General features: G+C 72.7%; 10 protein-coding genes. 4 read left to right on the top strand and 6 right to left on the bottom strand.

The genetic code is table 11. The features are described 5' to 3' along the window. Positions 1-2: 2 nt before the first annotated feature. Positions 3-716, top strand: a complete 714-nt coding sequence (locus ACZJYS_RS19160) for a gamma-glutamyl-gamma-aminobutyrate hydrolase family protein (RefSeq protein ID WP_493179962.1) — start codon at positions 3-5, stop codon at positions 714-716. Next, positions 713-2,428 carry a gamma-glutamyltransferase gene (gene ggt / locus ACZJYS_RS19155; RefSeq protein WP_493179961.1) on the top strand — a complete coding sequence of 572 codons (1,716 nt, stop codon included), beginning with the start codon at positions 713-715 and terminating at the stop codon, positions 2,426-2,428. The genes ACZJYS_RS19160 and ggt overlap by 4 nt, the downstream gene beginning before the upstream one ends. A gap of 71 nt (positions 2,429-2,499) precedes the next feature. Here the strand turns inward: ggt and ACZJYS_RS19150 are convergent, their stop codons facing one another. From ACZJYS_RS19150 to ACZJYS_RS19140, 3 genes are all read right to left on the bottom strand, one after another. Continuing rightward, positions 2,500-2,739, bottom strand: coding sequence for a hypothetical protein (locus ACZJYS_RS19150; RefSeq protein WP_109514920.1), 240 nt, complete (start codon positions 2,737-2,739; stop codon positions 2,500-2,502). 199 nt (positions 2,740-2,938) lie between these two features. Then, positions 2,939-4,012, bottom strand: coding sequence for a tartrate dehydrogenase (locus ACZJYS_RS19145; RefSeq protein ID WP_493179960.1), 1,074 nt, complete (start codon positions 4,010-4,012; stop codon positions 2,939-2,941). 82 nt (positions 4,013-4,094) lie between these two features. After that, positions 4,095-5,042: a mitochondrial fission ELM1 family protein gene (locus ACZJYS_RS19140; protein ID WP_493179959.1), complete on the bottom strand. Its 948-nt coding sequence runs from the start codon at positions 5,040-5,042 to the stop codon at positions 4,095-4,097. Positions 5,043-5,147: 105 nt separating this feature from the next. Between ACZJYS_RS19140 and ACZJYS_RS19135 the strand changes: the two genes are divergently transcribed. Both ACZJYS_RS19135 and ACZJYS_RS19130 read left to right on the top strand, forming a co-directional pair. Further along, a complete protein-coding gene (locus ACZJYS_RS19135) occupies positions 5,148-5,858 on the top strand; it encodes an orotate phosphoribosyltransferase (protein WP_109514917.1) in 711 nt (236 codons plus the stop codon). A 164-nt stretch (positions 5,859-6,022) separates the two neighbouring features. After that, complete coding sequence (locus ACZJYS_RS19130; RefSeq protein WP_493179958.1) at positions 6,023-6,877, top strand: class II glutamine amidotransferase; 855 nt, start codon at positions 6,023-6,025, stop codon at positions 6,875-6,877. A gap of 37 nt (positions 6,878-6,914) precedes the next feature. Here the strand turns inward: ACZJYS_RS19130 and ACZJYS_RS19125 are convergent, their stop codons facing one another. Genes ACZJYS_RS19125 through ACZJYS_RS19115 form a run of 3 tightly spaced genes read right to left on the bottom strand, consistent with a single transcriptional unit; the run spans position 6,915 to position 10,360 of the window. Then, a complete protein-coding gene (locus ACZJYS_RS19125; RefSeq protein WP_493179957.1) occupies positions 6,915-7,736 on the bottom strand; it encodes an ABC transporter permease in 822 nt (273 codons plus the stop codon). After that, positions 7,733-8,668: an ABC transporter permease gene (locus tag ACZJYS_RS19120; RefSeq protein ID WP_493179956.1), complete on the bottom strand. Its 936-nt coding sequence runs from the start codon at positions 8,666-8,668 to the stop codon at positions 7,733-7,735. The genes ACZJYS_RS19125 and ACZJYS_RS19120 overlap by 4 nt, the downstream gene beginning before the upstream one ends. Positions 8,669-8,692: 24 nt before the next feature. Continuing rightward, positions 8,693-10,360, bottom strand: a complete 1,668-nt coding sequence (locus ACZJYS_RS19115) for a peptide ABC transporter substrate-binding protein (RefSeq protein ID WP_493179963.1) — start codon at positions 10,358-10,360, stop codon at positions 8,693-8,695. Positions 10,361-10,434 lie beyond the last annotated feature (74 nt).

Genomic DNA, 10,434 nt, shown 5'->3' with positions numbered 1-10,434 from the left:
GCGTGCCCGCCTGCCACCGCGACCTCGGCGGCCATTGGCAGCACGCCACCCCCTCCCGCTACATGCTGGCCCTCGCCGAGGGTGCCGGCGCCCGCCCCGTGCTGATCCCGCCGCTGGCCGGCAGCCTCGACGTGGAGGGCTTCCTGGACCGGCTGGACGGGCTCCTCATCCCCGGCTCGCCGAGCAATGTGCAGCCCGCCCTCTATGGCGGCGCCCCGCCGCCCGAGGGCGAACTGGAGGACCCGGCGCGCGATGCCACCGCCCTGCCCCTGATCCGCGCCGCCATCGCGCGCGGGATGCCGGTGCTAGCCATCTGCCGGGGGCTGCAGGAGATGAACGTGGCCTTCGGCGGCACGCTGCACGGCCGGCTGCACCTGCTGCCGGGGCGCGACGACCACCGCGGCCAGGGCACGACGCCCGAGGAACGCTACCGCCACCGTCACGCCGTCAGCGCCGAGGGGCTGCTGCGCGCCGTGACCGGACAGAAGGAGATCCGCGTGAATTCCGTGCACATGCAGGGCATCGACCGTGTCGCCCCCGGTCTCGCCGTGGAGGCGCTCGCGCCGGACAGCACGGTGGAGGCGCTGCGCCCCGAAGCCGCCACCGGCTTCCAGCTCGCCGTGCAGTGGCACCCGGAGTGGCGCTTCCAGGAGGACGCGCCGAGCACCGCCCTGTTCCGCGCCTTCGGCGCTGCCTGCGCGGGGGTGGCGCCATGAGCGGCAGCCCGAAGATGGATTGGCACGCGCGCGCCGGCAGCCCCTTCGCGCGCGAGAAGCAGCCGGCGCTGGCGAGCAAGGGGATGGTGGTGACCAACCACCCCGTCGCCTCCGCGGCGGGGGCGGAGATGCTGCTTTCGGGCGGCAACGCCATCGACGCCGCCATCGCCGCGCTGTTCACCCTGACGGTGGTGGAGCCGATGATGGTCGGCACCCTCGGCGGCGGCGTGGCCCATATCCGCCTGGCCGATGGGCGGCATGTGGTGCTGGACGGTCTCTCCACCGCCCCCGCCGCCGCGCGGCCGGACATGTACCGCCCCGTCTCCGACACCCTGCCGGACTACCAGGAGACGGAAGGGCTGGAGAACAAGGTGGGCGTGCTGGCCATGGGCGTGCCCGGCGCGCTGGCTGGCTGGTGCCAGGCGCTGTCCGCGCACGGCACCCTGCCGCTGGAGGAGGTGCTGCGCCCGGCCATCCGCGCCGCCGCCGAGGGCTTCCGCGTCACCGCCTACCTCACCGGCGCCATCGCCGACGCGGCGGCGGACCTCGCGCGCGACCCCGGCCTTGCCGCCACCTTCCTGCCCGATGGCGCGCCGCCGGCGCCAGGGATTCTGCTGCGCCAGCCGGTGCTGGCGGAGTCGCTGCGGCTGATCGCGCAGGAAGGCCCCTCCGCCCTCTATGGCGGCGAGCTGGGCCGGGCGCTGGCCGCGCACATGGCGGCCAGCGGCGGGCTGATCACCCTCGCCGACCTGGAGGCCTACCGCGTGGCGGAGCGCGCGCCGATCGTCGGCCACTACCGGGGCTTCGAGGTGCTGGCGCCGCCGCCCCCCTCCTCCGCCGGCGTGCATGTGACGCAGATGCTGAACCTGCTGGAGGGCTACGACCTCGCTGCTCTCGGCTCCGGCAGCGCGGCGACCATCCACCTGCTGGCCGAGGCGCTGAAGATGGGCTTCGCCGACCGCGGCGCCGCCACCGCCGACCCGGCCTTCGTCAAGGTGCCGGTGGAGCTGCTGACCAGCAAGGACTACGCCGCCACCCGCCGCGCCCTGCTGCGCGAGGATGCGGCGCAGGACTGGACCCCCGGCATCCCGCCCGGCGAGATCCTCGCCGAATCGGCCAACACCACCCATGTCACGGTGGCGGATTCGGCCGGCAACATCGTCGCCTCCACCCAGACCATCAACAGCCTGTTCGGGGCCCGCTTCTCGATCCCCGGCACCGGGCTGATCGCCAACAACTACATGTACAATTTCGACCCGCATCCGGGCCGCGCGCTCTCCGTGGCGCCGGGCAAGCGGGTCTTCACCTCGATGGCGCCCACCATCGTGCGGAAGGACGGCAAGCCGGCCTTCGCGCTCGGCCTGCCGGGGGGCCTGCGCATCTTCGGCTCGGCCATGCAGGCGGTGATCAACCTGATCGACCACGGCATGGAGTTGCAGGACGCGGTGGAGGCGCCGCGCATCTGGACCCAGGGCCACGTGCTGGAGCTGGAGCCCACCGTCTCGGCGGAGGTGGAGGCGAAGCTCACCGCCCTCGGCCACCGGGTGCAGCGCGTGAAGCATATCGGCGGCGGCATGGGCGCGGTGCGCTTCCGCGCGGACGGCATGATCGAGGGCGCCGCCTGCTGGCGGGCGGATGGCACGCCGGTCGGCCTCTCCGGCGGGCTGGCGCGGCCGGATGTGCGCTTCAACCCGGACGTGGCGCAGCGCTGAAGCGCCCGCCCCGCCCATAAAAAAAGCCGCCCGGCGACGGGCGGCTTCCTCTCACCCGCGCGGGTGCTGCCTCAGGGGCAGTCGCAGCCATCGGTGGGGCCGGATTCGCCCCGCACCACATGGTGGTCAATCCATTCGGAGACCAGCCGCCGCGCCTCGTTCACCGAGGCTTCCGGATGGTGAATCCGGTACAGGGCCGTGCAGGCACGGAAGGACGACAGGTCGTCATTCCCCGTCTCCCGCAGCTCGCGATACGCAGTCACCACCGCCCGCTCGCAACGCCGGGTGATGTGGCTGAAATCGATGCCCATCCGCATTACTCCTGCAGTTGCGAGACAAATGAGAATCGCTCGCAACTCATCCCTGGGGAGTTATAGTCTCATCTGAACAGGCGTTCAAGTTTCCTATGCCCGTCCAGGCCCGGTCCGCCGGGTCGGCACCGCCCCTTTGTCGGGGACCGGGGCCGATCCGGCAAGCGTGGCCGATGACGGCCGGCCACGCCCCGTGGCGTCAGCCGCCGGTCGCGACGGCCTGGGCCAGGGCGCGGCCCACATCCTCGGTGCCGGCCTGGCCGCCCAGGTCGCGCGTGCGCGGGCCGCCCTCGGCCAGCAGCTTCTCGATGCAGCGCAGGATGGCGTCCGCCGCCTCCTTCTCGCCCAGGTGCTCCAGCATCATCGCGCCGGACCAGATCTGGCCGATCGGGTTGCAGATGAACTTGCCGGCGATGTCCGGCGCCGAGCCGTGCACCGGCTCGAACATCGAGGGATGCGCCTTCTCGGGGTTGATGTTGGCCGAGGGCGCGATGCCGATGGAGCCCGCCACCGCCGGGCCGAGATCCGAGAGGATGTCGCCGAACAGGTTGGAGCCCACCACCACGTCGAACCAGTCCGGGTGCTGCACGAAGTGGGCGCAGAGGATGTCGATGTGGAACTGGTCGGTGGTGATGCCGGGGTAGGACTTCGCCATCTCGGCGAAGCGCTCGTCCCAGTAGGGCATGGTGAAGGTGATGCCGTTGGACTTGGTGGCGCTTGTCAGCTTCTTGCGCGGCCGCGTCTGCGCCAGCTCGAAGGCGTATTTCAGCACCCGGTCCACGCCGTGGCGGGTGAACACGCTCTCCTGGCTGACGAATTCGCGCGGCGTGCCCTCGAACATGCGGCCGCCGGAGGAGGAGTACTCGCCCTCGGTGTTCTCGCGCACCACGTAGAAGTCGATATCGGCCGGGCCGCGATTGGCCAGCGGCGTCTTGGTGCCGGGCATCAGCTTGCAGGGGCGCAGGCTGATATACTGGTCGAAGCCGCGGCGGATCGGGATCAGCAGGCCCCACAGCGAGACATGGTCCGGCACCCCCGGCCAGCCGACCGCGCCGAGGAAGATGCTGTCGCTCTCGCCGAGCCGCTCCAGCCCGTCCTCCGGCATCATGCGGCCGGTGTTCTTGTAGGTCTCGCAGGACCAGTCGTAGTGGTCGAGCTTGAGGTCGAAGCCGAAGCGCCGCGCCGCGGCATCCAGCACGCGCAGCCCCTCGGGCACGGTCTCCTTGCCGATGCCATCCCCAGGGACGACGGCGATGCGATAGGATCGGGACATGGGCGCGTTCTTCTCCGGTGTCGTGTCGACTGCCGACACAGTGCCGCCACCGCCGCGGCCCGGCAAGACGCCCTCCCCCGGCTCAGAGCCAGCCGCGCAGCCGGATCGTCGCCGCGACGCGCGCCACCTCGTCGAGCGGCGCGCGGGCGAAGGGCGCCGCCTCGGGCGTGAACGGGTGGGCCTGGCCGGCCTCGTAGAGGCTGCGCCACAGCCGCCGGTGGCGCGGCGCCTCCGTGGTCTCGGCGATGAGGAGGGGCGCGGCGGTGGCCAGCGCCTCGCTCAGCATGGAGACCGAGTCGCCCGTCGCCACGATGATGTCGGCCCAGGCGAGGAAGCCGGCATAGGGGTTGGGGCCGGTGCTGCCCCAGCCATGCAGGCGGTGCGGCGTGCCGGCCAGGGCCGCCGCCACCGCCAGGGTCGCCGCCGTGCCGCTGCGCCGGCTGGTGGTGGCCAGCACGCTGCCGCCGAGGCCCGCCGCCTGCCGCGCCAGCCCGGCCGCCAGCGCCGGCTCCAGCCCCTCCCCCCGCACCGCGCCGCCCAGCAGCAGCGCCACGCGCGGCGCCGGCAGCGCCGCCAGGGCGGCCCACTCCGCCCGCGCCTCCGCCAGCCGGCGCGGGCTCATCCGGTGGCAGGCGCCGAGGATGGGCAGGATGTTGGGCGCCTCCGCCGGCGCGTCGTGCCGGCCGATCACCAGCAGGTCGAACCCCGCCGCACCGAAGCCCGGCCGCATGGCATGCACGGTGCGCGCGCCGCGCCGCGCCAGCCAGCGCGCCACCGGCGCCGAGCGCCGCCCGGCCGAGAGCACCAGCCGCGGCCAGTGCGGCGTGCCCTGGGGCGGCCGGATGCCCGCCCGCGCCGCGCCGGTCAGCCCCGCCAGCGTGGGCACTGGCCAGGGCAGCCGCGCCAGCGGGCCCCATTCCAGCGGAATCACGCGGAAGGGCGCGTCCAGCCGCTCGGCGATGCCCAGCGCCTGCGCCGCCGTGCCGGCGCGCGGATCGGCCAGCACCCACACCGGGCGCGCATCCGTCATGAACGCCACTCTGTCATGGACGCCACTCTGTCATGGACGCCACTCTGTCATGGACGCACTGGGCGCCCGGCGTTACGAACCGCCGTAAAAGGAGAAGCCCCTGCCATGCCCTCGACCCACGCCTCCGACTGGGACCGCGACGCCGCGCTCACCACCGCCCGCATCCTGCTGGAGATCAAGGCCGTCAACTTCCGGCCCGAGGAGCCCTACACCTTCACCAGCGGCTGGAAGAGCCCCGTCTACATCGACTGCCGCAAGATCATCTCCTTCCCCCGCGCGCGCAACCGCATCTGCGACCTGGCGGTGGAGAAGATCGGCCGCCACATCGGCTACGAGACGATCGAGGCGGTGACGGGCGGCGAGACGGCCGGCATCCCCTACGCCGCCTGGATCGCCGACCGGATGATGGCGCCGATGTCCTATGTGCGGAAGAAGCCCAAGGGCTTCGGCCGCAACGCCCAGATCGAGGGCGACGTGCCCGAGGGCAAGCGCACCCTGCTGGTCGAGGACCTGACGACGGACGGCGCCAGCAAGATCCGCTTCGCCCAGGCGCTGCGTGACGCCGGCGCCATCTGCAACGACACCTTCGTGGTGTTCTTCTACGGCGTGTTCCCGGGCGGCCAGGAGCGGCTGAAGGAGATCAACCTCAACCTGCTGCACCTCGCCACCTGGTGGGACGTGCTGGAGGTGTGCCGCGAGCGCCCCTACTTTGCCGAGGGCGCGCTGAAGGAGGTCCGCAAGTTCCTGGAGGACCCCACCGGCTGGTCCAAGGCGCATGGCGGCGTCGGCAGCGTCGAGGAAGCCAAGCTCGCCTGAGGACGCGGGGAGCCGGGCGGCGGGGACCGCCCGCCCCCGGCGTGTCCGGGCGGCGACGGTGGCGCCGAATCCTGCGCCCGCGCCCCGGCCATGGCCACGCCACCGTTGCGGCAGAGGGGTTCCGGAAGGAATGATGACACTTTCCTGACCGGACCCCGCCGCCGATGTGCCGCTTCCTCGCCTATCTGGGCGAACCCATCTTCCTCTCGGATCTCGTCTGCGCCCCGCGCCATTCGCTGATCCACCAGTCGATGCACGCCGACGAGGGCAAGACCGCCACCAATGGCGACGGCTTCGGCCTTGGCTGGTATGGCGAGCGGGAGGAGCCGGGCCTCTACCGCGAGATCCGCCCCGCCTGGTCGGACGAGAACCTTCGCTCGCTCTGCGCCCAGGTGCGCTCGCGCCTGTTCTTCGCGCATGTGCGCGCCTCCACCGGCACCTCCACCACGCGCGCCAACTGCCACCCCTTCAGCCACGGGCGGCAGCTCTTCATGCACAACGGGCAGGTGGGGGACTACCTCCGCATCAAGCGGCGCATCGAGGCGCTGATCCCGGATTCGCTCTACGCCCACCGCCAGGGCACGGGCGACACGGAGGCGCTGTTCCTCGCCGCCCTGGCGGACGGGCTGGCGGAGGCGCCGGCGCCGGCCCTCTCCCGCACCCTCGGCCGCGTGCTGGGGATGATGCGGGAGGCCGGCATCCGCGCGCCGCTGCGCTTCGCCGCCGCGCACAGCGATGGCGAAACCCTCACCTGCTTCCGCTGGTCCTCCGACGCGCACCCGCCCACCCTCTACTGGCGCGAGGGCTGCGGCGGCGTGATGGTGGTCTCGGAGCCGGTGGATGAGCGCGGCGCCGGCTGGCAGCCCATACCGCCCAACCATGTGCTGGTGGCGCGGCGGGGGGAGGCGGTGGCGCTCCGGCCCTTCGCGGTGACAGCTTCTTCTTTTTCTGAAGAAAAAGAAGCAAAAAGACTTTTCGAGTTTGGCGGTGCGCTCTCGGCTGGCGCGCCGCCAAACTGACAAAAGTTTTTTGGTTCTTTTTTCCAAAAAAGAACCCTTACTTCCTTGCCACTCCATCCGCCACCAGCGCACAGGCCGCCACCGCCAGAAGAATGGCCAACCCTGGCCACACGGCGGCGAGTGGCGCGGCGAATACTGCCTCCTGCGCATTGGCCAGCATGTTGCCCCAGGAGGGCACGGGCGGCTGGATGCCGAGGCCGAGGAAGCTCAGCACGCTCTCGGCCAGGATGGCGCCGGCCACGGCGAGCGCGCTCGCCACCGCCACCGGCGCGGCAAGCCCGGGCAGCACGTGCCGCCACAGCACGCCCGCCTCCGTCACGCCCAGCGCGCGGGCGGCGCGCACATAGTCGCTGGCCAGCAGGGTGAGCGCCGTGGCCCGCGCCAGCCGCGCCACCCCCACCCAGCCGAACAGCACCAGGATGGCGGTGATGCGCAGCATGTCGGTGGCCAGCGCCCCGCGCGGCAGGCCGAGCGCCGCCGGGTCCACCGCCGCCAGCAGCACCAGGATGGGCAGGGCCGGCAGGGCCAGTAGCCCGTCGGCGAGCCGCATCAGCGCCGCATCCACCCAGCCGCCGCGCCAGGCGGCCAGCAGCCCAAGGGCGGTGCCCAGCACCGCCGCCGCCAGTGCCGCCGCCACCCCGACGCCGAGCGACACCCGCGCCCCGTAGAGCAGCCGCAGCAGCAGGTCCCGCCCCAGCTCGTCCGCCCCGAGCGGGTACTCGGCCGAGGGCGGCGCGTAGCGGGCGAAGAGGTCGGGCGCGAAGGCATCGCGCCCCATCCAGCCCTCCAGCAGGGGCGCGAAGAGGGCGGCCAGCGCCAGCAGCGCCAGCAGCAGGAGGCCGAGGCGGAGGCGCGTCATCGTTCCTCGATCCGCGGGTCGAGCCAGCGCTGCGCGAGGTCGGCGGCCAGCGTCGCCAGCATCGTCACCAGCGCCACCAGCAGCAGGGCCAGCAGGGCGAGGTTGTAGTCGTTGCCCATCACCGCGTCGTAGAGCAGCTTGCCCATGCCGGGGCGGGCGAAGACCGTCTCCGTCACCAGCGCGCCGGAGACGAGGGCGCCGGCATCCAGCGCCAGCAGGGTCAGCAGCGGCACGGCGGCGTTGGGCAGGGCATGGCGCCACAGGATGCGCCCCTCCCCCACCCCGCGCGCCCGGGCGCTGGTGATGAAGGGTCGCCCCAGCTCGGCCGAGAGGGCGGCGGCGGCGTGGCGCGCATAGGCGGCCATCTGCCCGAAGGCGATGGTGGCCACCGGCAACACCAGGAAGGGCCATCCCGCCTCGCCCGGCTGCGGCGCGCCGCCCGCTGGCAGCCAGCCCAGCCCGACGGCGAACAGGATGATGAGCAATATGCCCAGCCAGAAGCCCGGCATGGCCTGGCCCAGCAGCGCCACGGCATCGACGAAGGGCGCTGTTCGCGGCCGCAGCGCGGCGAGGCCCCCGAGCGCCACCCCCGCCAGCGCCGCCAGCCCCACCGCGCTACCCACCAGCACCAGGGTGGAGCGGAGCGCGGGCCACAGCACATCGGCCACCGGCTGGGCGTAGAGGCGGGAATAGCCCAGCTCGCCGCGCAGCAGCGCACCGGCCCAGGCGAGGTACCGGGCGATCAGCGGCTGGTCCAGCCCGTGCAGGGCGCGCAGCCGGGCGGCATCCTCCGCCGTCAGCCGCGGGTCCGAGACCAGGGCGAGCGAGGCCGGGTCCCCCGGCATCAGCCCGATGGCGAACCACGTCGCCAGCGAGAGCAGCACCAGGGTCAGCGCGATCTGCGGCAGGCGCAGCGCGATGATTCTCAGCATGTGGGCCTCAGCATGGGGCGAGGCTCACCGCACCCGCCATTCGCTCACCCAGAGGGAGGAATAGTTCTGGTGGCCGGTGGGGCGCACCCCCTCCAGCCAGCGCGGCCAGACATGCGCGTCCGAGCGGTGCCAGAGCGGCAGGGCCGGCAGGTCGGTGGCGATGCGGCGCTGCAATTCGGACCACAGCGGGCGGCGCGCCTCCGGCTCCAGCGTGACGGGGATTTCCTCGATCAACCGGTCCACCTCGGCGTCGCGGTAGCCGGTGTAGTTCTGGCCGGACCAGTTGCGCTCCGCGCGCGGGATCTCGTCGGAATGGAAGGTGCTGCGCGGCACGTTCTCTGGGCTGCTGATCCAGGCGAACAGCGCCAGCCCCCCGAAGCGCCGCTTGCTCACCGTCTCGCCGAAGAACACGCGCGGCGGCTCGTTGCGGATGCGCGCCTCGATGCCCACGGCCTTCCACATGCCGGCCAGGATCTGCTGCACCTGCTCCCGCGCCCGGTTGCCGGCGGTGGTCATGAACTCCAGCGAGAGACGCTCGCCCCCGGCATTGCGGCGGATGCCGTCCGCACCCGGGCGCCAGCCGGCCTCCTCCAGCAGGGCGGCGGCGCGGGCGGGGTCGAAGGGGTATTTCGGCAGGCCGGGATCATACATCCGGTCGCGCGGATGGACGCCGCCATCGGCCACGGGCTGCCGCCCCTCATAGAGCCGCTCGACGATCTGCTTGCGGTCGGCGGCCAGCAGCAGGGCCTGGCGCACGCGCCGGTCGGCGAGGACCGGGTTGTCCAGGTTGAGGTCGATATGCTCGTAGGTCAGACCGGGGGTGAAGGCGAAGCGGAAGCGCTCGCCCGTGCGCTTCTGCAAGGCCAGCGCCTGCTCCAGTGGCAGGCCCAGCTCCCCCGCGATCATGTCGAGCTGCCCGGCGAGGAGCTGTGCCTCCAGCGCCGCCGTGTTCTCCACCGTGCGGATGGCGATGCGGTCGAAGGCCGGGCGCGCGCCCGGCCAGTGCGCGTTGCGTTCCAGCGTGACGCCGGCGCCGGGCTGCACGGCGCCGATGCGGTAGGGGCCGTTCCACAGCGCGGGGTTGGTGGTCTCGGTGTCGTAGGCGGTGCGGTTGCGGTAGCCCTGGCGGTCCGCCTCCCAGCGCGGCCGTTCGATGCGCGCCGGCAGCGGCTGGAAGTCGCCGAGCGCGGCGAAGTCGTAGGTCACCTTGTCCAGCCGCAGCGTGACGGTGCGCGCATCCTCGACGATCAATTCATAGGCGGAGCGGTAGAACTCGGCCGGGCCGAAGCCGGTCTCGAAGGCGCGCCCCGCCTCCCAGGCGAAGCGGAGATCCTCGGCGCTGACGGGCGTGCCGTCGGCCCATGCCTCTCCTTCGCGCAGGCGGTAGGTCAGGCGCAGGCCGGGCTTTCCGTCGGGCGTTGTCTCCCGCACCGCATCGCCATTCTCGAGGCTCGGCAGCCGCTCGCAGGCGAGGCAGGTGAGCGCCCAGTCGGCATCGTAGGCGGTGACGGGGCGGCGGACGAAGCCCAGGATGTAGGCCTTGGCCGCCATGTTCTCGATGTTGGGGTGGAAGGTGCCGGGATACTGGTTGATGCCGATGGTCAGTTGCGGCCGCGTGGCGGGCGGGCCGGCGGGCGCCTGCGCCTGGGCCGGCGCCACGGCCAGGGGCGCGGCCAGCGCCGCCAGGGTCATCAGGATGCCACGCCCGCCATCGCCCATCCGGCCACTCCCGCTTCGTCTCGCCGCGCGGCAACCGGGGACGGCGC

The sequence above is a fragment of the Roseomonas sp. TS2 genome (genome assembly GCF_058833935.1).
This window is presented reverse-complemented; position numbering and strand designations above follow the sequence as displayed.